The sequence below is a fragment of the Streptococcus sanguinis genome, assembly GCF_019929225.1.
GTDB classification, from domain to species: Bacteria; Bacillota; Bacilli; order Lactobacillales; family Streptococcaceae; genus Streptococcus; species Streptococcus sanguinis_J.
Window position 1 is genome coordinate 388854 of the sequence record NZ_JAHZPA010000001.1, and the last position, 24758, is coordinate 413611.

Annotated in this window: 30 protein-coding genes; 25 read left to right on the forward strand and 5 right to left on the reverse strand. The window is 41.8% G+C overall.

Going from position 1 to position 24758, the window contains the following annotated elements:
• Positions 1-211: 211 nt before the first annotated feature.
• The 7 genes from rfbB (at position 212) to K1I80_RS02015 (ending at position 7986) form a co-directional block, all read left to right on the forward strand.
• Entirely contained in the window at positions 212-1258 is a 1047-nt protein-coding gene (gene rfbB, locus K1I80_RS01985) for a dTDP-glucose 4,6-dehydratase (protein ID WP_002906330.1), read from the forward strand.
• 203 nt (positions 1259-1461) lie between these two features.
• Positions 1462-2061 (forward strand): hypothetical protein, encoded by a 600-nt coding sequence (locus tag K1I80_RS01990; protein ID WP_223313063.1) that lies wholly within the window; start codon positions 1462-1464, stop codon positions 2059-2061.
• A 90-nt stretch (positions 2062-2151) separates the two neighbouring features.
• Positions 2152-3012: a GNAT family N-acetyltransferase gene (locus K1I80_RS01995; RefSeq protein WP_223313062.1), complete on the forward strand. Its 861-nt coding sequence runs from the start codon at positions 2152-2154 to the stop codon at positions 3010-3012.
• Between the two features lie 64 nt (positions 3013-3076).
• Positions 3077-3709: a copper homeostasis protein CutC gene (locus K1I80_RS02000; RefSeq protein WP_223313061.1), complete on the forward strand. Its 633-nt coding sequence runs from the start codon at positions 3077-3079 to the stop codon at positions 3707-3709.
• 34 nt (positions 3710-3743) lie between these two features.
• Entirely contained in the window at positions 3744-4415 is a 672-nt protein-coding gene (locus K1I80_RS02005; protein WP_223313060.1) for an MmcQ/YjbR family DNA-binding protein, read from the forward strand.
• Positions 4416-4502: 87 nt separating this feature from the next.
• Positions 4503-6245 carry an ABC transporter ATP-binding protein gene (locus K1I80_RS02010; protein WP_223313059.1) on the forward strand — a complete coding sequence of 581 codons (1743 nt, stop codon included), beginning with the start codon at positions 4503-4505 and terminating at the stop codon, positions 6243-6245.
• A gap of 1 nt (position 6246) precedes the next feature.
• Positions 6247-7986 carry an ABC transporter ATP-binding protein gene (locus K1I80_RS02015; RefSeq protein WP_223313058.1) on the forward strand — a complete coding sequence of 580 codons (1740 nt, stop codon included), beginning with the start codon at positions 6247-6249 and terminating at the stop codon, positions 7984-7986.
• Positions 7987-8035: 49 nt separating this feature from the next.
• On the opposite strand, the gene K1I80_RS02020 is transcribed toward K1I80_RS02015, so the two are convergent.
• Positions 8036-9355 (reverse strand): aminotransferase-like domain-containing protein, encoded by a 1320-nt coding sequence (locus tag K1I80_RS02020; RefSeq protein ID WP_223313057.1) that lies wholly within the window; start codon positions 9353-9355, stop codon positions 8036-8038.
• Positions 9356-9394: 39 nt separating this feature from the next.
• Between K1I80_RS02020 and K1I80_RS02025 the strand changes: the two genes are divergently transcribed.
• Both K1I80_RS02025 and K1I80_RS02030 read left to right on the forward strand, forming a co-directional pair.
• Positions 9395-10261, forward strand: a complete 867-nt coding sequence (locus K1I80_RS02025; protein ID WP_223313056.1) for a pyridoxamine kinase — start codon at positions 9395-9397, stop codon at positions 10259-10261.
• Positions 10242-10841, forward strand: a complete 600-nt coding sequence (locus K1I80_RS02030; RefSeq protein WP_223313055.1) for an ECF transporter S component — start codon at positions 10242-10244, stop codon at positions 10839-10841. Before K1I80_RS02025 ends, K1I80_RS02030 begins: the two co-directional genes overlap by 20 nt.
• Before the next feature lie 30 nt (positions 10842-10871).
• Here the strand turns inward: K1I80_RS02030 and trhA are convergent, their stop codons facing one another.
• Together trhA and K1I80_RS02040 are read right to left on the reverse strand one after the other, a co-directional pair.
• The gene (gene trhA / locus K1I80_RS02035) at positions 10872-11519 is read right to left on the reverse strand and encodes a PAQR family membrane homeostasis protein TrhA (protein WP_002900134.1); all 648 of its coding nucleotides are present in this window, start codon (positions 11517-11519) and stop codon (positions 10872-10874) included.
• The gene (locus K1I80_RS02040; RefSeq protein ID WP_223311573.1) at positions 11503-11964 is read right to left on the reverse strand and encodes a DUF1836 domain-containing protein; all 462 of its coding nucleotides are present in this window, start codon (positions 11962-11964) and stop codon (positions 11503-11505) included. Before K1I80_RS02040 ends, trhA begins: the two co-directional genes overlap by 17 nt.
• A gap of 129 nt (positions 11965-12093) precedes the next feature.
• Here K1I80_RS02040 and K1I80_RS02045 point away from each other — a divergent pair, with 129 nt between their 5' ends.
• From K1I80_RS02045 to K1I80_RS02090, 10 genes are all read left to right on the forward strand, one after another.
• Complete coding sequence (locus K1I80_RS02045) at positions 12094-12678, forward strand: VanZ family protein (RefSeq protein WP_223313054.1); 585 nt, start codon at positions 12094-12096, stop codon at positions 12676-12678.
• A gap of 16 nt (positions 12679-12694) precedes the next feature.
• Positions 12695-13423 carry a peroxide stress protein YaaA gene (yaaA, locus tag K1I80_RS02050; protein WP_223313053.1) on the forward strand — a complete coding sequence of 243 codons (729 nt, stop codon included), beginning with the start codon at positions 12695-12697 and terminating at the stop codon, positions 13421-13423.
• A gap of 91 nt (positions 13424-13514) precedes the next feature.
• A complete protein-coding gene (locus tag K1I80_RS02055) occupies positions 13515-13787 on the forward strand; it encodes a TIGR04197 family type VII secretion effector (RefSeq protein ID WP_223313052.1) in 273 nt (90 codons plus the stop codon).
• On the forward strand, positions 13787-14146 hold the full coding sequence (locus K1I80_RS02060; protein ID WP_125331310.1) for a hypothetical protein: 360 nt from the start codon (positions 13787-13789) through the stop codon (positions 14144-14146). The genes K1I80_RS02055 and K1I80_RS02060 overlap by 1 nt, the downstream gene beginning before the upstream one ends.
• The gene (locus K1I80_RS02065) at positions 14137-15771 is read left to right on the forward strand and encodes an ATP-binding protein (protein WP_223313051.1); all 1635 of its coding nucleotides are present in this window, start codon (positions 14137-14139) and stop codon (positions 15769-15771) included. Before K1I80_RS02060 ends, K1I80_RS02065 begins: the two co-directional genes overlap by 10 nt.
• Position 15772: 1 nt before the next feature.
• Positions 15773-16405 (forward strand): hypothetical protein, encoded by a 633-nt coding sequence (locus K1I80_RS02070; protein WP_125331308.1) that lies wholly within the window; start codon positions 15773-15775, stop codon positions 16403-16405.
• Positions 16406-16423: 18 nt separating this feature from the next.
• Complete coding sequence (locus K1I80_RS02075; protein WP_223339003.1) at positions 16424-16945, forward strand: hypothetical protein; 522 nt, start codon at positions 16424-16426, stop codon at positions 16943-16945.
• A gap of 116 nt (positions 16946-17061) precedes the next feature.
• Positions 17062-17577 carry a hypothetical protein gene (locus tag K1I80_RS02080; RefSeq protein ID WP_223313049.1) on the forward strand — a complete coding sequence of 172 codons (516 nt, stop codon included), beginning with the start codon at positions 17062-17064 and terminating at the stop codon, positions 17575-17577.
• Between the two features lie 300 nt (positions 17578-17877).
• Positions 17878-18570 carry a hypothetical protein gene (locus tag K1I80_RS02085; RefSeq protein ID WP_223313048.1) on the forward strand — a complete coding sequence of 231 codons (693 nt, stop codon included), beginning with the start codon at positions 17878-17880 and terminating at the stop codon, positions 18568-18570.
• Positions 18571-18582: 12 nt separating this feature from the next.
• Positions 18583-19104, forward strand: coding sequence for a hypothetical protein (locus K1I80_RS02090; RefSeq protein WP_223313047.1), 522 nt, complete (start codon positions 18583-18585; stop codon positions 19102-19104).
• 367 nt (positions 19105-19471) lie between these two features.
• Here the strand turns inward: K1I80_RS02090 and K1I80_RS02095 are convergent, their stop codons facing one another.
• Complete coding sequence (locus tag K1I80_RS02095) at positions 19472-20020, reverse strand: NADPH-dependent FMN reductase (RefSeq protein WP_002895223.1); 549 nt, start codon at positions 20018-20020, stop codon at positions 19472-19474.
• An 85-nt stretch (positions 20021-20105) separates the two neighbouring features.
• Positions 20106-20552 carry a MarR family winged helix-turn-helix transcriptional regulator gene (locus tag K1I80_RS02100; RefSeq protein ID WP_002900138.1) on the reverse strand — a complete coding sequence of 149 codons (447 nt, stop codon included), beginning with the start codon at positions 20550-20552 and terminating at the stop codon, positions 20106-20108.
• Positions 20553-20666: 114 nt separating this feature from the next.
• On the opposite strand from K1I80_RS02100, the gene K1I80_RS02105 reads away from it, so the two are divergent.
• From K1I80_RS02105 to K1I80_RS02130, 6 genes are all read left to right on the forward strand, one after another.
• A complete protein-coding gene (locus K1I80_RS02105) occupies positions 20667-21155 on the forward strand; it encodes a cell wall elongation regulator TseB-like domain-containing protein (protein WP_223313046.1) in 489 nt (162 codons plus the stop codon).
• The gene (locus K1I80_RS02110) at positions 21152-22333 is read left to right on the forward strand and encodes a pyridoxal phosphate-dependent aminotransferase (RefSeq protein WP_223313045.1); all 1182 of its coding nucleotides are present in this window, start codon (positions 21152-21154) and stop codon (positions 22331-22333) included. Before K1I80_RS02105 ends, K1I80_RS02110 begins: the two co-directional genes overlap by 4 nt.
• Before the next feature lie 251 nt (positions 22334-22584).
• Entirely contained in the window at positions 22585-23058 is a 474-nt protein-coding gene (locus K1I80_RS02115; protein ID WP_223313044.1) for a hypothetical protein, read from the forward strand.
• Positions 23059-23290: 232 nt separating this feature from the next.
• Complete coding sequence (locus K1I80_RS02120; protein WP_002895228.1) at positions 23291-23710, forward strand: hypothetical protein; 420 nt, start codon at positions 23291-23293, stop codon at positions 23708-23710.
• A gap of 14 nt (positions 23711-23724) precedes the next feature.
• A complete protein-coding gene (locus K1I80_RS02125) occupies positions 23725-24318 on the forward strand; it encodes a hypothetical protein (protein ID WP_223313043.1) in 594 nt (197 codons plus the stop codon).
• A gap of 9 nt (positions 24319-24327) precedes the next feature.
• Entirely contained in the window at positions 24328-24660 is a 333-nt protein-coding gene (locus K1I80_RS02130) for a hypothetical protein (RefSeq protein ID WP_223313042.1), read from the forward strand.
• Positions 24661-24758 lie beyond the last annotated feature (98 nt).

Here is a 24758-nt window from a genome sequence, read left to right on the forward strand (position 1 = left end):
TACTGAAATATATAATTAAGCTCAGCTCCTATCCGAGCAAAGCGAGTGGAAGAAATGATTGCCGCTGTAGTGTAAGTCATGTAACAAATTATTTAGTTTGTTACATGACAGGGGATTTTTGAGACATTAGGCTCAAAAATAAGCAATGAAACCGGAGGTTTGCTTGCGTCCCTACCACTTAAGGCAATTATAAAAAAGTTAAGGAATAAAAATGACTGAATACAAAAAAATTATCGTGACAGGTGGAGCTGGTTTTATCGGTTCTAACTTTGTCCACTATGTTTACAATAACTTTCCAGATGTTCATGTGACAGTGCTGGACAAGCTGACTTACGCGGGTAATCGCGCCAATATTGAAGAAATTTTAGGTGACCGTGTTGAGCTAGTTGTTGGGGATATTGCTGATGCAGCCTTGGTAGATAAGCTGGCTTCTGAAGCAGATGCTATCGTTCACTATGCGGCAGAAAGCCACAATGATAACTCGCTCAATGACCCGAGCCCATTTATTCACACCAATTTCATAGGAACTTACACACTTTTGGAAGCAGCTCGTAAATACGACATTCGTTTCCACCATGTGTCGACTGATGAAGTCTATGGGGATTTGCCTCTGCGTGAAGACTTGCCAGGTCATGGAGAAGGTCCAGGTGAGAAATTTACGGCTGAAACCAAGTACAATCCAAGCTCACCTTACTCATCAACTAAAGCAGCTTCAGATTTAATTGTTAAAGCTTGGGTGCGCTCATTTGGTGTGAAAGCGACTATTTCTAACTGTTCAAACAACTATGGTCCTTACCAGCACATTGAGAAATTCATTCCGCGCCAAATCACCAATATCCTGAGCGGTATCAAGCCAAAACTCTATGGTGAAGGCAAGAATGTCCGTGACTGGATTCATACCAATGACCATTCATCAGGCGTTTGGACGATTCTGACAAAGGGACAAATCGGTGAAACTTACTTGATTGGTGCTGATGGTGAGAAGAATAATAAGGAAGTGCTGGAGCTGATTCTCAAGGAAATGGGACAGCCAGCTGACGCTTATGACCATGTGACAGACCGTGCTGGCCATGACCTTCGCTATGCCATTGATGCCAGCAAGCTCCGCGATGAACTAGGTTGGAAGCCAGAGTTCACCAACTTTGAAGCTGGTCTCAAAGAGACCATCAAGTGGTACACGGATAACCAAGACTGGTGGAAATCTGAAAAAGAAGCAGTCGAAGCCAACTATGCTAAGACTCAGGAAGTGATTAAGTAAGGATAGGCTATCTATGATGAGCCTTGTAAAAATGGCGCTATGTGATTGAGAGGCTGGGATTATCTGTCCCAGCCTTTTCTCACAGGATTGTTAGCTTTTTAATATGTTTGTTACAGAAAATTATGCAAAAATAGTGTAAAATAAGATAAATCCTTTCTGTGTTTTTAGTTAGAGGGATTTTCTCAAATTAAAGGAATACAAACATGAAAATGGTAAAAAGAGTAGTGGGAATTGCTTTGGTGCTGTTGCTTGCGGCGGTGCTGTTTCTGGTTCCTGCATCTGTTAATCAAAATGAACAATTAAAAAATGTTCAAGGCAGTGCTTCCTGGATGAGTATTATTGAGCCGGCTTTGAGCAATGCCAATGTGACGGCTCAGGGAGTCAGCACGGAAGTTTCTCTCAATAGCGTCCAGCTTAATCAGGTGCTCAAGTCTTCTTTGACTGACTCTGAGAATCAGGAGCTACTGAATAGTGTTTACAGCATTGAAGGCAATAAGCTGCGCATCCAGTATCCAGTCAAGCTTCTCTTTATTGACAGTAAGCTGGACCTAGAGGTGGATGTGACGGTGAGGGATAATGTCTTACACATCACAATCGATAGTGCTAAGCTGGGCTCTCTTCCTATCCCTAAATCTTGGGTGACAGGCATGCTGAAGCAACAAATGCAGGCCTCTAATTCATCTATCACAACGGAGGGAGATAGTTTCCTTCTAGCTCTGCCGCAGAGTCAATTCAGCATTAACAAGATCAGCTTCCAGAACGGTGCTGCTAAAATCCAGTTCAGCATGGGTTATGGAATCTAAAAAAGAAAACTTCATTTGAGGAGGAGTCCTTCCGAATCAAATGGAGTTTTTATACTATTATTTGAGTAATGTCATTGTGAGGGAGAAAAGATGCCTATTCCTAATATCCAGCAAGAGGAGCTGATTGTTATTGATGACAATCTGCGTTTGCGGGCCTATGATGGCCAGTTTGAGTTAGCCTTAGATTGGTACCAAGATCCAGATACGATTTATATGATTGATGGCAGAAGAGACCCCTATCCGTCGGAGCGAGTTCAAAGAATGTATGAATATCTTGCTAGGCAAGGTGAAGTGTATTTTATTGAGGTTTGGGAGACGGAGTGCTGGCTGGCCATTGGGGATGTGACCTTTTGGCAAGATGATTTGCCTATTGTCATTGGAAATGCGGACTACCGTAGGAAAGGAGTTGGCAAGAAAGTTCTTTCTGCTTTGATACAGCGCGCACGCAATCTAGGCTATCAGAAACTAACAGTTCAAGAAATTTATGATTTCAATCAGCCCTCTTGCAGTCTATTTGAGTCGCTTGGTTTCTATCCAACTCATGCTAGGGAGAGAGGTAGGTCCTATACACTTGATTTGACCTTGCCCATAGCGCAGATCCAGCCCAGTCAGTTCTACCTTTCACGGGAAAAGCTGGACAGGATTAGCATTGATTTTGACCAACAAGAACTTGAAGCTTTACCTGTCAAGTGCATGGATGGAAAAGTTTTCTTTACTGATGGACATAGCAGAGCCTTTAAGGCATATCAGGCTGGCCTCTCTCATATCCCCATCTATTATGATAGGGATGAGCTTAACTGGGATTTTTATCAATACTGTGTTCAGGCTTGTCAAGAAAGAGGCATCTTCTCGATAGCTGATTTACAGAACCGCATCTTGTCCAAGGAAGATTATCAGACCAAATGGCTTGATTGGTGTAAAAGAGAAGCTAGAAAATTTGATAAGAGCTGATATCGCGAAGCTCTTGTGTTATAATAGATAGAGGGAATCAATATATTAAATCAGAGGTGAGATGATGCTTTATGAATTTTGTGCGGAAAATGTAACCTTGTTAGAAAAGGCTATGAAGGCGGGAGCCCAGCGGATTGAGCTCTGTGATAATCTGGCTGTCGGTGGTACGACGCCCAGCTACGGCGTAATTCAAGCAGCAGTTGACTTAGCCAAGCCTTACGGTGCGACTGTGATGACTATGATTCGGCCACGGGGCGGTGATTTTGTTTACTCGGATCTTGAAATTGAGATTATGCTGGCAGATATCCAAAAAGCCAAGGAAGTCGGCAGTCAGGGAGTCGTTTTTGGTGTCTTGACGGAGAAGAACGAAATAGATGTTTCGAAGATGCAGTGCCTGCTAGAGGCTTGCAAGGGACTGGAAGTAGTCTTTCACATGGCTTTTGACTCAATCCCAGCTGAATACCAGTTTGGCGAAATGGACTGGCTGATTGAGAACGGTGTCCAGCGAATTTTGACCCACGGAGGACCTGCCAGTGAGCCGATTGAGGAGCATTTTGCTTGGCTGGACGAATTAATCGAGCATGCTGCTGATCGGATTGATATCATGCCGGGTGGAGGCATTCATTTAGGCAATCGTCAGCAAATTATAGACAGTCTGGCAGTAGAACAGCTGCATGGAACTAAAATTGTATTTTAAGGAGGGGTAAGCTGCGCTAGCAGCGGCTAAGTAGATGTTGGAACTATTTGAAAAATACAAGGCTAATCCAGACAAGCTTCAGATTTACGGTTTTAAGGAGTCTGACGGGGCTTACCATTTCTCGCAGAAGATTATGAAGGGTGACTTTCGCTTGGAGGTGACTATCAGAGATGGGAAGCTGGACTATCAGGTCTTTGATTGTGATACTGATGACGCCTATCTGCAGGTCAAGATGGAGCAGGTGACGGGTGAGTTTGTTGGGCAGGTTCGTGAAGCTTGTCAGGCAGAACTGCTGGCTATCCGTCAGCACTGTTTTGATGAGGTTGGCTTTCTCTATGAGCAGAGTAAGCGACTGCGGGATCACGCAACTGAGGTTTATCAGGGGCAAATAGAGTACCTCTGGGAGAAGTCTTCGAGAAAGAGCTCAACCAAGGCTGGAGTTTTCCGTCACTATGATAGTAAAAAATGGTACGGAGCTTTTCTGACCACAGACTGGTCAAAGTTTGAAGCAGATCGAAGCGGCGCTATTGAGGTGCTGAATGTTAAGAATGACCATGTGGCAGAGCTGGTTCAGAAAAAGGGGATTTACCCGGCCTTTCACATGAATAAGAAATATTGGCTCAGTCTGCCCTTGAATGATACCCTGAGCGATCAGGAAATTTTTGATTTACTGGCTGTTAGTTACCAGCTGACCGGTAAAAAATAGAATCGAAGCACAGCGCTCCAATCCGCTGTGTTTCATTTTTCCTCAAAAAACAGTATAATAAAAAGACTAGTAAGAATAGGAGAAATTATGAACCTCATTAGAAAATTAGCCTGGTTTTTTAAGTTGGAAAAGCGGCGCTATATCATCGGTATCTTGGCCTTGTCCTTGGTCAGTGTCTTCAATCTGATACCGCCCAGAGTCATCGGTCAGGTTATTGACCGAATTGCTAGCAAACATCTGACTTCTCAAGAGCTGCTCTTTAATTTGCTGTTGCTGATTGCTTCAGCTTTTATCATGTACGGCCTGCGTTATGTCTGGCGCCTTTATATCTTAGGGACGTCCAATAACCTGGGACGGATTCTGCGCTCTCGATTGTTCGAGCACTTTACTCACATGTCTCCCTCTTTTTATCAGAAATACCGTACAGGGGATTTGATGGCTCATGCGACCAACGATATCAATGCAGTTGTTAGTCTGGCTGGTGGTGGAGTCATGTCAGCTGTGGATGCTTCTATTACAGCCTTGGTGACCCTGCTGACCATGTTTTTCGTTTTGGACTGGCGGCTGACCTTGATTGCCATTGTGCCCATGCCTTTCTTGTCGTGGGGTACGGGCTTGATTGGTCGAAAAAATCATGAAAGTTTTAAGGCTGCTCAAGAGGCATTTTCAGATTTGAACAATAAGGTACAGGAGAGTGTTTCAGGGATTCGAGTGACCAAGTCCTTTGGCTATCAGGAGGCGGAGACTCAGTCTTTTGCCAAGACAAATCAAGAAGTCTACGAAAAAAATGTTTTGGCTGCCAAGTACGATTCTCTTTTTGACCCCTTGGTTTTGCTTTTTATCGGTCTTTCTTATGTTTTGACCTTGATTTTCGGTGGAATTTTTATCTCCCAAGGGCAGTTTACCATAGGAGAGTTGGTTACCTTTATCACTTATCTGGATATGCTGGTTTGGCCGCTGCAGGCTACAGGCTATCTTTTTAACATCGGCCAGCGAGGGGCTGTTTCCTATGAACGGATTGAGAAGCTGCTGGCTCAGGAGTCGGAGGTCAAGGAAGCTGAAGAACCCCTCTCTCATGCGGAAAATGGTCGATTGGATTATGACATTCAGAAGTTTGCTTATGCAGAGGAGACTAGTTTATCGGATATTTATTTTTCCATTGAGCAGGGACAGACACTGGGAATTGTCGGACAGACGGGCTCTGGGAAGACCACTCTTCTGCGCTTGTTGCTGCGGGAGCAGGATATTCAGGAGGGGGCTATCTATCTGAATGGCCATGATATCCGAGACTACCGCCTCAAAGACTTGCGCCGTCTCATCGGATATGTACCACAGGAACAAATGCTCTTTGCTCTGTCCATTCGGGACAATATCCGCTTTGCTAACCCCCAGCTGACAGATAGTCAGGTTCTAGCTGCCGCTCAACTCTGCGGTGTGTATGAGGATATTCAGGCTATGCCAGAGGGGTTGGATACGATTGTCGGTGAGCGTGGCTTGTCTCTGTCTGGTGGGCAGAAGCAGCGCTTGGCGATGAGTCGGGCTATTATTACCAATCCTGAAATTCTGATTTTAGATGATTCCTTGTCGGCTGTTGATGCCAAGACGGAGCATATGATTTTAGAAAATCTAAAGTCAGAGCGTGCTGGCAAGACAACCATCATCACAGCTCATCGGCTGTCAGCCTTGGTGCATGCAGACCTGATTTTGGTCATGGAAGAAGGACGTATCAAGGAGCGGGGCACCCACCAAGAGCTATTGGAGCAAAAGGGCTGGTATGCTCAGACATACCATAATCAGCAGCTGGCAGAAAGCTTGAAGGAGGAAGATTAATATGAAAAAGAAAGCAACTTTTCATCGCCTCCTTGGCTATATGTGGCGCTACAGGATAGTGAGCAGCATGGCCTTGACCTTCATCCTGCTGACGACTCTGGTCACAACGGCGTTGCCGCTTCTGGCTCGCTATTTTATTGATCAGTTTATTGGCCGCAATCAAGCCTGGGCTGGCCTGCCTTTGCTGGCTCTTTACTATGGTCTTTTCCTCTTGCGGGTACTTTTTACCTTCTTGGGAAAGTATTTCTTTGCGCGTGTGGCTCAAAGTGTGGTTCGGGACTTGCGACAGGAAAGCTTTGCCAATATCCAGCGTCTGCAAATGGCTTATTTTGATCGAACGCCAGCTGGTGCTATCGTTTCCCGCCTGACTAATGATACTCAGGCAGTCGCAGATATGTTCAGTGAGATTTTTTCTAATTTTTTGAGCTCCTTGCTGATTTTAGTTGTTACTTTGAGCGCCATGTTTGCCCTCAACTGGCAATTGACCCTGATGATCGCTCTCTTTTTGCCTTTGATGGCAGCCTCTATCTTGCTTTATCAGCATCTATCCAATCGTCAGCTGAAGCAGGTTCGGAATAAGCTCAGCGATTTAAATGTCAAGCTATCTGAGAGTATTGAAGGGATGCGGATTATTCAGGCTTTTGGGCAAGAGAAGCGCTTGTTGCGGGAATTTGAAGAAATTAACGGTCAGCATTTAGGCTTCACCAATCGCTATCTCAATATCAATAGTCTCTTTCTGAGGCCGGCCATGTCCCTGCTGAAAATCTTGGCTTATGGAGTGATTCTGACTTACTTTGGCTTGACTTGGCAAGTGGCGGGAATTACGGCTGGTATTATGTATGCCTTTATCCAGTATGTCAATCAACTTTTTAATCCTTTGATTGATGTTATGCAGAATTACTCTGTTCTGCAGACATCTATGGTTGCTGCGGAGCGGGTTTTTGAAATCATGGATCGCACAGATTATGAGCCTGAGCAGGCTAACCAAGACTTGCAAATCCAAGATGGCAGCATCGAATTCAAGCATGTTTCCTTTTCTTATGATGGGAAGCGTGATGTTTTGCGAGATATCTCCTTTTCTGTCAAAAAAGGCCAGACGATTGCCTTTGTGGGTTCGACTGGCTCTGGCAAGTCCTCTATTATCAATCTTTTCCTACGTTTTTATGAGTTTGAGCGGGGGCAGATTTTGATTGATGGCCGTGACATTAAAGACTTTAGTCAGGAGGAGCTGCGGCGAAAGATTGGTCTTGTTTTACAGGATCCCTTCCTTTATCACGGTAGCGTTGCTTCCAATATTCAGCTTTACCAAGAGCAGCTGACGCGAGAAGAAATTATAGAAGCGGCTAAGTTTGTAGACGCTCATGGCTTTATCAGTCAGCTGCCTCAAGGCTATGATGCCCCTGTGACTGAGCGGGGAGCGACTTTTTCCAGCGGTCAGCGGCAGCTTCTAGCTTTTGCCAGAACCATTGCCACCAAGCCTAAAATCTTGATTTTGGATGAGGCGACAGCCAATATTGATTCGGAGACAGAGGAGTTGATTCAAGCCTCACTGAGAAAAATGCGTCAGGGACGGACCACCATTGCCATTGCTCACCGGCTGTCTACTATTCAGGATGCCGACTGCATCTATGTCTTAGATAAGGGCCGCATTATCGAATCTGGCAGCCACGAAGAATTGCTAGCTCAAGATGGCACCTATAAGAAAATGTACCAACTGCAGGCTGGGATGATGGAATCTTGAAAAGCCTGATTATAAATAAAAGGTGTAGAATTCCAAATGAATTCTACACCTATTTTAAATAGTCTTTTAGTTTCTCTAGATTTTCTTCTAAGTTATCATAAGGCAGCTTGGCATACTGGTAAGGGCAGCTAGCAAGGTAGCTTTGTTCAAAGAAGTCAAGCCGCAAACTGCTGTGTTTGAGAGCACTGACAGAAGAAAGTGACCTCAGGTCTAGCAGGATGCCGTCCTTGGTCAGATAGCTGGATAGCGGCAGTTGAGCTTGCTCCAGTAGTATTTGCGCCTTTCTTGCTTCCTCTTCTTGCAGCTGCAGCAGCGCCAGCCTATTTTTTTCAAACATGAGACTGTCGATGTAGAGAGATAGAGCCTTCTGCATGATGAGGTTGCTGTCATAATCTACGGCGCTTTTGTAAGCGATGAAGGTCTTTTGAATCTGGGGCGGAAGGAGCAGGGCAGTAATCCTCAAGGCTGGGAAAAGGCTGGTTGAAAAGGACTTGATGTAGATGACCCGCTGGCTATTGTCTAGATAATGAAAGGTTAGCTCCCGCCGGCTATCAAAGTCTGATAGGTAGTCATCTTCTACGATATAGACATTATAGAGCTGGGCTAGCCGAAGAATTTCTTCCTTTTCCTGCCGACTGTAAGAGTGGCCCAAGGGATAGTGAAAACGCGGAATGGTGTAGAAAAACTTAATCTTTCCGCTTTGAAAAATCCTCTCCAGCTCTTGCAGATTAATCCCCTGCGGTGTCCTTTCAATGGTTTCATAAGGAAGCTTTTGGGCTAGCAGAAGATCATTAATCCGATGGTAGGTCGGCTGCTCCACCAAGATACGCTCTTTTTGGTTGGGAAAGTCAATCTGTGAAAGGATATAGAGGGCCTGCTGGGTACCGGAAGTCAGAACCAGCTGATCCCTAGAAGCATAGACAGCAGAGTCCAGCATTAGCTTTTGCACAGAGCGGCGCAGATCCTCCAGTCCTTCCTGCTGAGGGTAGTAGTTGAAGAGATAATTTTCGCGGCCAATCAGAGTTTCATTTACACAGAGTCGGAAATCCTCATAGGCTTGGTGGCGGTCATCCCTCACAGGCAGCTCCAAATCCTGCTTTTCTTCCTGAGCATTCTCCAGCACATAGTAGCCGCTTTTGGGAACGGCATAGATGTACTTCTGATACTTGAGCTCAATCAGAGCCTTTTGCGCAGTATCCTTACTGCAGTGGTATCGCTCGGCTAGCTGTCGGACAGAAGGAATTTTCTGACCAGTTGCCAGTTTTCCCTCTTTAATATCCTTAGTAATCTTATCAATTATGCGTTGGTATTTTGCTTTAACCATGAAACTGTCCCCATACAGATTTGATTTTTTCATATTGTAACTCATTTTCAGATATTTTACAATAGAGAGCAAGTAGGAGGAGTCATGAAAACAAAAACAGTTATTCTGGCCACAGATATTTCTGGCTTAGGTAAGGTTGCCGCAACAGCTGCCCTGCCGCTCTTTGCAATTTGCCAGCTAGAGGTTGCCCTCTTGCCAACCATGATTCTGTCGTCCCATACAGGCGGTTTTCCAGACGTCTATATAGATGATTACACGCATGGGATGCATGCTTTTTTGAAACAATGGCAGAGCCTGGAGTTCGACTTTTCAGCTTTGGTAACAGGATATTTGAAATCTGACATACAGGTGGAAAATTTGCTGCGCTTTAAAAAGGAAAAAAGCTTGCCCCTTATCGTGGATCCTATCATGGGGGACAAGGGGACTTTTTATCAGGGATTTTCAGATGCCCATCTAGACCATATACGTCGCCTCTGCCAACATGCCGATTTGGTTCTGCCCAATTTGACGGAAACCTGTTTGTTGTTGGAGGAACCCTACGAAGATAGTTTATCAGAAGATAAATGGGAGGACTACTGCAAACGTTTGGCTGAGTTAGGACCGAGCGAGGTCTTGCTGACTGGCTTGCCCATGAAAGAGAAGCAGATTGGTGTGGCCTATTTTGATGCGGCAACAGAGGAGTTTAACCTCTTTTCTAGTCCGGCTTTGCCCCAGCAATTTTTTGGAACGGGTGATATATTGACGACACTTGTAGCTGCCGCTTTTGTTCAGGGGGTCGACATCAAGCAAGCCCTACCTGTGATTTTGAAATTTATTGAAAAGAGCTTGGCACTTAGCTTTAAAGAGCAAATAGATCCAAAGAAGGGCGTTTTTTACCAACCCTACCTAGGAGAGCTTTTTGCTGATTTTCAAGCCTTAATGGAGGAAAAAGATGAAGAAACAAACACTTGATTTGCAAACCTTAACCATGATTAGTTTATTTGCTGCTTTGATTTTTTTGAGCATTCAGTTTTTTAAAATTCCTGTGGGAGCTCAGTTTATTCACTTTGGGAATGCGCTGGTGGTAGTGGGTTGTCTGATTTTTGGCAGTAAACTCGGTTTTTTAGCGGCTGCTATTGGATTGGGAATATTTGACTTGCTAAATGGTTATGCAGCGGAAATCCCAGTTATCTTGCTAGAAGCTCTTGCGGTGGCCGCGGTGATTCATTTTCTGTATGAAGAACTTTTTCAGAGAAAGGATAAACTAAGAAATATTCTTGTGACAGCAGTAGCAGCAGCTTTGGTAAAAATTGTGCTTAATATCCTCAAGTACACTCTGACAGGAACACTGCTTGGCGGGAGTAGTTTACCAGCAGCCTTTTTGCTGGCAGTAGCTGAGATTACTGGTACATTTGGCTCCAGTCTAGCCACAGTCATCGCCGTCCCAATCTTATATCCAATCTTTAAGCAAATCAGAAAAGCGCACAAGCAAAGAAGGCCACTGAAAAGCAAGGATGAATCAATAATCAGCAGAAATAAAGAAACCGTCTGAGAATTCTCGGACGGTTTTAGTGTATTTGTCTTACATAAAGTAGACGATAGCAAGGTATTGCAAGGCAGAAGCAGCTAGGATGAAAAGGTGCCAAATCATATGGAAGTAGGGCTTCTTTTGAGCATAGAAGCCAGCTCCTACAGTATAGCAGAGACCACCAGCCAGCATGAGTCCCCAGAAGACTGGTCCGGTCTGACCAATAATCTGTGGAATGATAAAGACCACCAGCCAGCCCATAATCAAATAGAGAGCTAAGCTGAATTTTTCATTGACCTTCTTAGCGAAAATCTTATAGAGAATGCCAAAGATGGTCGTGCCCCACTGGATAGCAATGATGAGATAGCCAAACCAGTTATTCATCAGCGACAGCACGACTGGCGTGTAGCTGCCAGCGATGGCGATATAAATCATGGAGTGGTCGATAATGCGCAAGATATACTTGTGGGTCGAGCCATAGGACATGGAGTGATAGACTGTCGAGGAGAGGAACATGAGAAAGAGGCTAATGACAAAGATAGAAGTTCCGACAGCGGCCACCAACCCGTGCCCTTCATAGCTATAAATAGCTGAGATAGGCAGCAGAATCAGCATCAGAACGGCCCCTACCGCATGGGTAACAGCGTTGGCAATTTCCTCTCCGAAGGATAGTTTTTTACTGAGTTTAAGCGCGTAGTTCAAGATTTTCTTCCTCCTCATTTGGTACTTGGATTAGGGATAAGGTCTTTTGATAGAGTTTGACCGTCTGGCAGGCTGTGGAAATGATGGGGGCCACCTCCAGCTTGCTACCGTTCATATAGTCAACGAAGTCATCATAAAGTTCTCGCGAATCTGCTGATTTATGCAGCATATTTAAAGTAGCTGAAATTTCCTGGATAGAAAAGACCGTTTTTAAGGTTGTAATGGCAATCAAGCGTGCTACTTGGCGGCGTTGATATTTTTTCTTGACCGGCTTGGCAATATAGCCATGCTTGACGTAGTTGTTAATCATAGAAGCGGTCAGTCCCTTGTCAGCAGCTGAAATAGAAGAGCCACAGACATTGTTTACATAGAGCAGGACTTGGTCCAAATATAGCTCCAGATCTGGTAATTCGTCCCACTTGGGAAAAACTTGTTGAGCGTTCAAATCTTTATCACTTTCTTATCTAGTCTTTATAACTAGATGATAACATCTCTGTAAATCAAAGTCAAGCAAAAAATAGAATGTCCCATTGAAATTTGATATAATCTTAAAAAGAAGAAAGGGAGGTTTCAGATGAAAAAACAAATAATCTTTGATATGGCAGCCTTCCTAGGCAGTCTGATTTTCTGGTCTTGGCTCTATATGCGCTTTTTTTATGCCTACGTAGCCGTCGTCTTTTACAAGAATCAGCCAGAGTGGAACCTGCTGATACCAGCTTCTATCATTCTGACTTTGACAGCTATCAGCTCGCTTTTTATTCGTGGCCTCTATAGTCGGCATATTCCTCGTTGGCTGGTGCTAGCCAGTTATGCCCTCTATTTTCTCATTCTATTCTATGCGCTCTTTTTGAAAAATATCGGCAGGCAGGGCTTTAGTTTGGACCTGCAGTCTTTTACCTATAATTGGATTTATGGAGATAAGCTGGTACCAACTATGAATATCATTATGTTCATTCCGCTGGGCTTTCTCTGCAAGCTGTCATGGAAACATGTGGCTTCTTTTACCTTGGCTATAAGTCTGGTTGAGGGGAGCCAGTATCTCTTTCACCTGGGCATTTTTGACTTGGGTGATATCTTGACTAATCTGCTAGGCTTCATCATTGGTAGCTATCTACTAGAGACAGCCTTGGGTAAATGGGTTGTCCGCCATATTCACTAAATGAAAGAAGGAAACTATGAAAATTCTTATCCCAACTGCGAAAGAGTTGAATCTAACTGCTCCACCTGCAATCCCTAATCCATTTTCAGCACAAACTCAGGCTGTGTTGGATGAGTTGGCAACCATGTCAGTAGCTGACTTGGCATCATTTTATAAAATCTCCCCAGAAAGAGCGGAGGTAGAGTGGCAAGCCATTCAGGCTTTGCGAGAAGGAACCGCGCAGCATGCTCCAGCCCTTTATCTTTTTGACGGCCTCATGTACCGCCATATCAAGAGAGAGGGTTATACCGAAGAAGAGAGTCAGTATATCGAGAAGCATCTTGCCATCACATCAGCACTTTACGGTGTCATCCCAGCCCTGGAGCCCATAGCGCCCCATCGCTTGGACTTTATGATGCCACTCAAGTTAGATGGGAAGAGTCTCAAGGCATTTTGGAAAGAAGCTTATGACCAAGCCCTGGCAGAAGATGAGGTGATTTTCTCCCTCCTGTCCAGCGAGTTTGAAACAGTCTTTTCCAAGGAAATTCACCAGCGCATGATAAGCTTTAAATTTCTGGAAGACCGAGGCGGCAAGCTGAAAGTCCATTCGACCATCTCTAAAAAAGCGCGTGGTGAGTTTTTAACAACTCTAATAACTAACCAAGTAACAGAAGTCGAACAGATGAAAAAATTAAGCTTTGCTGGCTTTACTTACCGACCTGACCTGTCTAGTGAACAAGAATTGGTTTATGTCAAGGAAGTTTGAAAAGGAAAAATCAACTTTTGTAATATCTACGTAATGTTCTCGTGATAAAATTGATATAAAACAAACGAAGTTTCTAAGGAGTTTCAGAACTATGGGAAAAATTAAGTCGGATACTATTTCCGCTCAGAATGCTATCAGTGAATTAGTTGGGGTAGATACAAGTGACAAGCAAAATCAGCAGGTAGAGTTTAGCTATACTACTGAGATTGCTGGGATGGAAGCAGGCCATCAGGCATGCAATCAAATGCTGCAGGCTGTCAGTGACTTTAGCGCAGCAGTCCTGACTCAGGCTAATAAATTTCCTGATATAGCTTATAAAATTGAAAAGCGTGATGTAGATCAAGCGCAACGTTGGAGCAACTGATGATAAAAGATAAAAATCAAGAAAAACGTGAGCAATTACATAAGCAAATCATTCAGCTTGAGAATCAAGAAGAAGATCTTTTAGTTCTCAAAAGGCGTTATGAAGAGAAGGTAATGGATTTTCGTACAGATATTTGGACTATGAATGCCCAAATAGAAAACTTGATAGATTCCGTATCAGAGACTAGTTCTACCAATCGTAAAATATGGGAAGAAAACCAAGCCTTGCAGCAAACAATAGATAGCTACGTAGAGCAGGAGTTGGATAATGTTTCCAAACAAACAAGGGAAGTTCAGCAAAAATTAGATGAAAATCGAGAAAAATTGACGAAAGAAAGGAACTCTTTACCATGGGAGTAAAGTACAGTGCGTCAGAGTCTTCACAGCTGATGGAGGCCATGTCTAGTAATATTCAAGTGGCTAATGAGGTGACAGACCGATTGTCTCAGGGCTGTGACCACCTGATAGCCACCCTAGACTCTGGAGAACTCATGGGAGCAGCCTATACAGCAGGTAAGGGCCTCTTTTCAGAGATTATCATTCCTGCCATTAAGAAGCTACAGGAAGCAGTGGACGACATTCAAACGGAGTTAAATTCATACAGGACTGCTGATGCTCAGGTAGCTGAGTACGGAAACCTCGACCTAGATCAGATGAAGAAGACAAAAGAATTGAGAGAGCAGCAGCTAGCCTCTGTCAAAAAGGCTATTGAAGCCAAAGAATCTTTCTTAGAGCGTATGAAGTCTATTGCTACATTTAATATCGTTTCTCACATGCAGTCTCTGGTGATTCTTTCTAGTGCAGAGTCTCAAATTGAATCACAAATCAAAGAATTGGAAGAGAAGATTGAAAAGCTGGAGTTCTTTGTCGCTCAGGTTTCTCAATATTTCAGCGATAGTCTAGAAGTCCTCCGTCTAGCTATCCAAGGAGCCAGCCAGCTAAGCCAAGTCCTAGTTGATAGTGATGGAAACTACTCAGTTGATGGTGTAGATATGAGTTGGGCTATTAAAATGAAGGGGCAGAAGATTGAGACATACATACCAATAACTAAAAAAGAGAAATTTATTCAAACTATTAGACAACAGTATGGATTTAGTCGAACTGAATCAGAGATATTACTAAATTTATATCAAAAGCTAGAAAAGGAATATGGATCCAAGAAAGCAAATATAGAATTCTTTAAAATAGTTGCATCTTACTCTTATGGTGATAAATCTTATGGAGCTTGGCAAGTGGTCGGTGGATTATATAGCCCGAATGGGGTAAACGGTATAAATGTTGGTATTAATTATAGAATGAAATCTGTTTTAAGAAAATATGGCTTAAAAGATGATGAAATTGATACGATTCAGAAAGCTATTCAGAATCAGCATAATTTTACTAACCTAAAAAAGATTCAGGAAACAGATTCAGAAGCAGAACTTACTCAAAAACTAGATGCTGGTGCTTCAAAGGCATATGGGAAAGATGTTAGATATGCCGATTTAGATGCCAATCAAAAATCTAGAATAAGAGAATTACTATCTCAATTTGGAGGAACCACAGACTATTCCCATATGGCCGCAACTATTTCCGCACATTATACAGGTAATCATTTTATTGAAAATGAAGATGATTTAGCGGGATGGCAAGGTGATGTAGCTGGTACTATGGGACTTCCGCCGAGTCTTGGTAACGATGACTATCGTTCAGATTTAGATGCTGTTAATATTTACAACAAAATGAAGAATGGAGATAGCGTAGTTGATGTTACAAACTCATATTACGATAGTGTTGAGAGAACATCTGGCTATAGAGCTTATGAATTTGTTCAAAATATTGGAGAAGGGGATTACACGAAAGGAATGAATAAATTAGAAGAAACTTATAAATTATACGTTTCTTCTCATTCTAGTGAACAATCATCAAACTTCGAAAAATTCATGAATGCTATCCAACATTTCCAAAAGGATTTAGACAAACCCAATCCCTCTATCGGAGAGTAAAATGTTAAAAAAAATGAAAAACTATTATAAAAACAAACCAACTCAAGCTTTCTTAATGCTCATAGTTCTTATTTGGTCAGTATACGAGATTGGTGCGACTAGTTTAGCTAACAACTCGGCCTTGACCAAGGAATTCATGCATAGTCGGTATGTTATGGTTTGGCCAATAGTAGATAGAAAGGCGAATCTATACCACTATGCGGAAGAATGGACTAGTAACATCTTGGATGGCATTATGCATCTAGACTATGAAAATATAAAAATGACCTGTTACCCTAGTAAATATGATGATCAGGTTTCCGCTGAATACAATCGGATTCCTAATAAGGAAAATTATGCGATTTCATTTCCTTTAGACGGGTCGTTGTCCAAATCAAATTTTTCGACATTAGACACTAGATACTATCTAATATCAAAGAATGCAGCTATTGTGGAGCAAAAGACAGGTAAGACTATTGAGGAATTAACCCATGAGATAGGGTATGCAAGGGAGGACTTCTTGTCTGCTCTTGGTAAGATGAAAATCCTTCGTTTGGTCTATTTGATTCTTCGTATGATAGTACTGTTGCTATGTATCAGGTTGTCGGGTCAGCGGAGAAAAAGGAAAGAAAACGAAATCTTACAGAATGGATAGAGCTCCAAGATGGTATGGATGACTATAAGGAGATTCACAAATGCCCTTGAAAAAAAATTGAATTGGAATTTAGGTTGTAGTTTATTGCTTGTTGGAGTTCTGGCATCTGCTTTTCTCTTTTATTTATGGGCACAAAATCTTGGTAAATATACCTTACAACCTGATCAGTCGATCAGCCTAGCGGTCAATCCTCGGATACAGGATGTGGAATATTATTCAGAGTTAATTCTAAAGAAAAATGATAAAAATAAACTAGAGTTAAATGGCAGAGAGTATTGGTCTGTAAGTGGTAGTGAGTTACATTATGATTTAAGTAATCAAAATGTGTTCAAATGGGTCAGAGATGAGTCGGGAGAGTTGACTGAATCTTATGTAGAAAATAGTGATTTAGCTGATATTTATATAGAAAAATCAAATTTAATTATTCAGTATCAAGGTGAAAAAGCTTTTGACGTCACGAATAACAAACCCTATACTATCACCATCACCAATGTAGACAATAAACCAGCTAAATTTGAGGCTCAAGTGGTGGACAAGTAAGGAAAAACATTGGCAACAACTTATAAATTAGCAATCAAGTAACAGACCGAATACGGATGAGCATAAAAAATCAAAAGAAGATTTTTATAATTATTTGAAGCGAGGAGAAGATAAAAATGTCGGTACGTAAAAAAATAATAAGCATCCTATTTTTGATAATAACTGCTTTTGTTATTTGGTTGCTCTTTGGGCCTGGTGATAAACCTGAACCAGATTTTTCTTCTGCCAATAAAATTGAATTACTGGCAAGTATCCTCGCAGGTAACAACGAGGATATTATCCGAGATGCTGGCTATGGAATTCCGGATGACCCGGTGATTCGCCGATGGGGGATAAATAAACTTAAAATACCTGGGAAATTAAACTTGGATGTGCGCCCGCCAACTAGTTTGGAAGACAGTGAGCTTCTAGTTCTTTTTTCCGTTACAATTAATGGTAAAGAAACAGATGTAGCGTTTTTCTTAGATAAAAAATTAAATTTAATTGATTCGAGTTATGATTCTATAGAGAAAGGTGGTACTGGGGAAAAAATTGAAATAGATGAGACTCAAGAAAAAGAGCTACTACATCAGGTTCAAACAGAATTGAATCAGTTCTTTGAAAAAATGAAACAGCAACTAGCTTCTAAATAAAGTGTGAGATATTGTGAACAGGGAATAGTGAAGCCTTTCTTGTAGAGCATGGTAAAACTGTTGAAGAGGAAAAATCAGGAATATTTTTTGACTATTTAGAAAGAGGGGCTGATACAAATGTTCGTTAAATTCAAACGCTATAAATTCCTAGTTATTGTTTTGTCATTACTTCTGATTCTCATTTCTTCCTCTTTTGCTTATGAACAAAAATCAACTGGATATCTTGAGGTGATTGGATGAAGAAGAACCGATTATTCGTTTCGTTTAATTTACATAATTGGGGAGAAGTAAAATTTAGAGATGTTTGGAAAACAGAATAGGGAAACTGATACTAAGATTAGCTTACTTCAGAAATATTTTAAAACAAAACCTGCCCAATCTTTTTTAATGCTTATTGTGCTTGTTTGGTCAGTATATGAGATTGGTGCGACCAGTCTGGCTAGTAATTCGGCCTTGACCAAGGAATTCATGCATAGTCGGTACGTTATGGTTTGGCCAATGGTAGATAGAAAGGCAACTCTTTATCACTATGCAGAAGAATGGACTAGTGACGTATTAGATGGCATTATGCATCTAGACTATGAAAATATTAGAATAACTAGTTTTCCTAAAAAATGGGAGAGTGAAGCTGAAATATACTATACTCTGTCTGAAGATAAGTATGCTGACAGAGTATATTTTTTCTTAGACGAGCCAATTTCCAGAGCCTATACCACTAGTTTAGACCAAAATTATTATTTGATTTCAAAGAATGCAGCTGTTATTAAAGAGGAAACAGGCAAAACGGTTGAACAGTTAGTTCAAGAAGTGGGACATGCAAGGGAGGAGTTTTTGTCTGCTCTGGGTAAGATGAAAATACTTCGTTTGGTCTATTTGATTCTTCGTATGATAGTATTGTTGCTATGTATCAGGTGGTCGGGTCAGCAGAGAAAAAGGAAAGAGAACGAAATTTTGCAGAATGGATGGAATCTTGAAACGATACGGAATCTATAAGGAAAATAAAGAATGATAACTTCAGTAATTTTTATTGCCTCTCTATTATTCCTTTTGCGCCGCTTTAAAAGCCGGCGTTCAAGAATTATTATTGGCCTGCTGTATAGTCTGTTTGTTGTCTGGTACGTTCAGGCAATTTTAAACTACGGCAAATACACTTTACAGCCAGGTCAAAGCGCTGAATTAAGAGTGTTTCCAAATACGAATCAGCTAGAGTATAGTTCAGAATTAATGTTAAAAAAATTAAATGATGCTAAAATAAAATTATCAGGTACAAATGTTTGGTCTGAAAAATTTGGGGATGTATTATTTGGGTTAAGTGAAAAGAAAATTATTAAGATAGGCAGTATTGAGGGAGACAAGAATGAGCTTCTTAATAATCAAAAAGATATACATTTAGCAGAAGATGGGATTGTTGTTAGTTATAAAGGAGAAAAAGTTTTTGATGTAACTAACAACAAATCTTACTCCATCACCATTACCAATGTAGACAATAAACCAGCTAAATTTGAGACTCAAGTGGTGGATAAGTAATAATCTTGGTTAGGAGAAGAAATGCTGTGACTAAAAATATGCTAATTTTTATTTGTTTTGTTGTTTTTCTAGTCAGTGGAATTAAACTATATCTGAATTATCAAAGTCAACAAGATTTTCTTCAGATAAAAGAATCTTTCAAACAAGATGACAAAATAGCAGTCTTATAACATTAAATCCGAAGAAGCCCGCTTGTTGAAAATTGTTCAAAATGAGATTGATGGCTTTATGAAAAAAATGTATCAGACTTTGTATGATTAAGGCTGTGTAATTGGTCTTGTCAATAATGCAAACTAAAACCCCTCGCAATTATTTGCGAGGGGTTAGTGTCTTATAAGTTTTCTTTTCTTTTTATAATCTTCTCTTTTTAGTTAAGGGCTGCTAAAAGAGCATCAGCCTGTGCTGAAAGTTCAGCAAGTTTGTCTTCTGCGACAGTCAGTTGTCCAGTTCCCCATGCTTCTGGGTTGATACCAACACCTGTGAATGGTTCTACCACATTCATACGGATGAAAGGCAGCAAGCTGCGGTAGTGCTTGAATACTTCATCTGGTGATGTGCCGTTAGCTACAGATGAAACAGTAACAACCTTAGCATTCAGAGCAGATGGGCCAGTTGGGTCTGACAGATCCAGAGCGCGTGAAGCCCAGTCCAAGAGGTTTTTCACTACTCCTGGAATAGCCCAGTTGTAGACAGGTGAGAAAATCCAAATGGCATCAGCAGCCAAAATTTCTTCACGAACCTTAGCAACAGCAGCTGGAGCAGGACTTTCGATGTCTTGGTTGAAGAATGGTACATCTTTGTAATCAAGATATGAAACTTCTGCTTTACCAGCCAAAGCTTTTTCAGCTTGCTCAGCCAATTGGTGGTTGAAAGAACCTTGACGAAGCGAGCCGACGATGAATAATACTTTAGACATTGCATTGTCTCCTTTTTTATAAAATAAAGAGATATTTCTCTTGTTACAATATATGTTACAACATTAATTACTAGTTAGCAATTATTTAGCTCAATTTTTTGAAATTTTTTAGAATGCGAATCAAATCCTGCTTATCGTCTTCTTCGAGAATGGACAGAGCTTGCTGGATATTTTTAATATGATCAGGCAGGGCGGCTTCAATTTTAGCTTTACCTTGTTTCGTCAGGCCAATCAAAAAAGCCCGGCGGTCATTTGGGTCGCAGGTGCGGACAATCCAGCCGTCGCGTTCCATATTTTTGATGACGACAGTCATGTTGCCAGAAGTAGCCAGTATACGGTCAATCAGGTCCTGAATGCGCAGTTCTCCTTTGCTGTATAGGGTTTCTAAGACGGAAAACTGAGTAGGAGTCAAATCATGCTTTTTGAAAATTTGGGCTTCAATGGCACGGATAGTTCTTTCTGCCTTATGAAAGACAATCATGGTTTTCAAATCAAGCAGAGTTTCTTTGCTTAAATCGTCTGTAATCTTCATAACAATATTTTACCAATAAATAGTATCATATGCAAGGATATTGCTTTAGAATTTTGTGAATATTCTCATCAAAAAAAGATAGAAAAATAGGAGTATTTGTAGTATAATGACGGAGTGAAATATAAAAATAGAAATAAAGCCAGTTTTCCAATTTGGCAGTACCTGATAGGTATTTTTATCGTTCTCAGTGTTCTTGTCTTTTCATTTTTTGCTGTTTTGCAAGTGTCCATTCAGCCGAGGCAGTCAGCTAAGGAAGCAAGCAGTCGCTTGGCCAAGGAATATGCAGATCTTGAAAAAGTGGATTCTTTTGCCATCTACAATGGGCAGGAATCCTACTACAGTCTGCTTGGTAAGACCAGTAAAGGTGTTGAAAAAGCTGTTTTGATTGCAAAAGCTTCCAATGAGATTCGGGTCTATCGACTGGACCAAGGCGTCAGTCAGACAGAGGCTGAGAGCATTGCCAAGGAAAATGGAGCAGGAATTATTGATAAGGTGACCATGGGCTATTTTCAGGATCAGCCCATCTGGGAAGTCAAGTCGGGAGGCACCTACTACCTGATTGGTTTTGACAGCGGACAGTTGGTCAGCAAGGAGGGACTATGAAATTATCAAATCGTGTCTTAAAGATGGAAGAAAGCGTGACTTTGGCAACAGCAGCGCGTGCTAAGGCTTTGAAAGCGCAGGGGCGGGATATTCTGTCTCTGACTCTGGGAGAGCCGGATTTTCCAACGCCTAAGAACATTCGAGATGCGGCTATAGCAGCTATTGAGGATGGGCGTGCTAGCTTTTATACGGTGACTAGCGGTCTGCCAGAGCTAAAAGAAGCTGTAGTAGAGTATTTTGCCAACTATTACGGCTACACAATCCAGCCTAATCAAGTGACGGTTGCAACCGGAGCTAAGTTCTCCCTCTATACCTTCTTTATGAGTGTGCTTGATCCAGGTGATGAGGCTATCATTCCAACGCCTTATTGGGTCAGCTACGGCGACCAGATTAAGATGGCCGAGGGAACTCCTGTTTTTGTCCAAGCTACTGAAGAAAATAATTTCAAGGTTACGGTGGAACAGTTAGAAGCTGCTCGTACTGATAAGACCAAGGTCTTGGTTTTGAACTCGCCGTCCAATCCGACTGGTATGATTTATACAGCGGATGAGCTAAGGGCGATTGGGAACTGGGCTGTAGAGCATGACATTCTGATTTTGGCAGATGACATTTATGGACGTCTGGTTTATAACGGCAATAAATTTACACCAATTTCCAGTCTATCTGAGGATATTCGCAAGCAGACAGTGGTCATCAATGGTGTCTCTAAGAGCTACTCCATGACAGGCTGGCGGATTGGCTACGCAGTTGGTGAGCCGGAAATTATAGCGGCCATGAGTAAGATTGCAGGTCAGACGACTTCTAACCCGACAGCAGCGGCTCAATATGCAGCTATCGAAGCTCTGACTGGCAGTCAGGAAACGGTCGAGACTATGCGTCAAGCCTTTGAAGAGCGTCTGAATACTATTTATCCTCTCTTGGCTCAGGTGCCAGGATTTGAAGTAGTCAAGCCGCAAGGGGCCTTCTATCTCTTTCCAAATGTCAAGAAAGCCATGGAAATGAAAGGTTATACAGATGTGACCGAGTTTACGACAGCAATTTTAGAAGAAGTTGGCGTGGCTTTGGTGACGGGAGCAGGCTTCGGTGCTCCAGAAAATGTCCGTCTTAGTTATGCGACGGATTTGGATACGCTCAAAGAAGCCGTTCAGCGCTTGCAGCATTTTATGGAGAGTAAATAGATCTCTCAATCTTAGACTGCTTTCGATGATTTATAAACAATAGAGAAGGACGGACTCAGAGTTCGTCCTTTTCAGTTTATTTTTGACTATACTAGCAATGGGTTAAATAAAATGGTAAAATAATATAGAAATAAATGAAAGCGTTTTTCACTCTAGTTAAAATTAGTAAGCTTTGGCATGGATAAATGTGAACTGGTTTCGTTTAAAATTCAGCTGATGAAGGATTTAAACAATAGTGGAAGGAGAACAATATGAAACGTCGTTTGATTTTCTTATTCTTGCTAGGCGGCCTAGTCTTGCTAGGAGCTTATGTTTTCTTTGATTCAGAGCAGGGGTGGACCACTATTTCCGAATCCAATGGCTATAGTCTGCAGGCCAAAGGTCATCGCTACCGTATCCAATATTATGAGAATGACTCGGCCCGAATAGACTGCTATTTGAACAATTACCAGCCAGAATTGAATTTAAATATGAGAATCTTAGAACGTCCAACTGCCCCCGGTTCTTACACTAAGGAGGAGATAGCCGGACAGGGCTCTGCAAGTTTTTTGATGGTTTGTAGAACTTGGGGTTCTGCAGAGAACAGTCAAAAGTTTTTAATTAAACGCGCCTATTATAAAGTCGATATTAGACTTAATAAAAAGATGGAGGTGGATACTAAGAAAAGCAGCATGACTTACTGGAAGACGGAAGAAGAGGTAAAGGATAATCCGCCTATTGATTAAATAGCAGCTATCAATGCTAGATTAAGTTAGTAGAAGTAACTTTCTGATAGAAATCACCACACGACTTAAAAATTTGAGGAGTATTTAGTTGAAGACGACGGTGTTTCGGTGTATAATAAAAGAAGTCCATTTGGTCTAGCCCTGCATTCTATTGACTTGCAGTGTGTTCCTCATGGTCTTTTTACTTAAGTAATAATAGGGATGAAGATTATTTTGTACAAAAGGAGATAAAATGGGATTTATCAGAAAGGAAATAGGGGAAAGAGAGAAGAAGCTTCTCGAGGATTTTTCTATTGAAGAAAAAGAACTGGCTTTGCCATTTTTACTAGAAGATGAGAAGAGAGGAATTTTTCTCTGCGTCAAGCAATTTCGTATTGGTGAAGGGAAATATCAGGTTTTAGCCATGATGCTCGGAGGACACTTGCTTGAATTTCGCCTAGAAGAAGAGCGGGCCGATAGATATCCAGTTCGCAATGAGGAAGATCAAAGTGTAAAAGGTCTATCAACAGAAACAATCTCCCAGCTTGTGATTCCCAAGGTTTTAAAAGGACGAGAGGACAAGATTGTAACAGTGATTCAACATGCCCTGTCGCAAATTAACCCTTATTATGATACAAAGATAAGGGAAGTAAACCATGTGGAGTACAGATAAAGAGGAGATAGGATATGGGATTATTAGAAAAGTGTCTGGATTTTTTACCGACTAGGCGGGCTGTCAGTGACATAGAAGAAGAGATGACTTGGGAGGAGGAATTTACCCCTAAAAGAGTTCATCACAAAGAAGTCAGTAGTAGCCCTCAGAAGGAGACTGAGGGAACAGCAACTCTTCCCCAAGAAGGGAGTTGGAAGTTCGTGCACGAGATGATTTCTGAAGAAGGGATTGAGCTTTTAAAGAAAGCTGGCATTGATGACGAGCTAGTTTTTGAGACGGGCGATTGGGTCGCAGACCATGATTTGGGGATTTACCTGGTCCTTTATCGCTTTGGTGGAAGAACCAACTGGAAGAAGACTTATAAGCTAATTTTGCAAGGACAGGTGATTGAGTTTAAGACTAAGACCATTTTTCATCAGCAGGATTTTTCTTATGAAGAAGGGGAATTCACTAAGGGAGTGATTGTCAAAAATGTCTCCAATATGCTTCTGCCCTCGGCTTTCGAAGGTCAACAGCAGCGCGTGCTCCATATCATTCAAGCGGCTCTGTCAGCAGCTAGCCCAAGCTATGATACGGTCATTTACAGGGCGAACTTTGATTTGGTTTAGGAGGGGAAGATGATATATATTACAAAAGAAGATGTTTTGACTTGGCTGGACAAACATGAGCCAGTGGCCAATCGTCAGAAGGACATTGCGGCTTTTCATAAAGAACTGTCGTTTCGTCTGCAAAGAATGGACTTTCGTCCATCAAGCAGTTCAAAAGATCCTCAGCGAGATGTTTGTGAAGACGTAGCCTTTACTCAGGATGGGGAGGGGAATTATGCGACGATTGACCAGAGTCCTGGAGGTCAGATTCTCAGTGATCAGCGCTTTAAGATGGCTTTGAAAAAAGTCTTGAACTATGATGATGACATGGTTGATCGACTGTTATATGGAACGAAAAATTAGTCCTCTTATTCAGAGAGAGTTATCCGCCAGCCTTTAGGAGGCTGGTTTTTTAATTTTTCTGAGATTTAGTCTCTTCAAGGATAGCTATTGCAATCGCT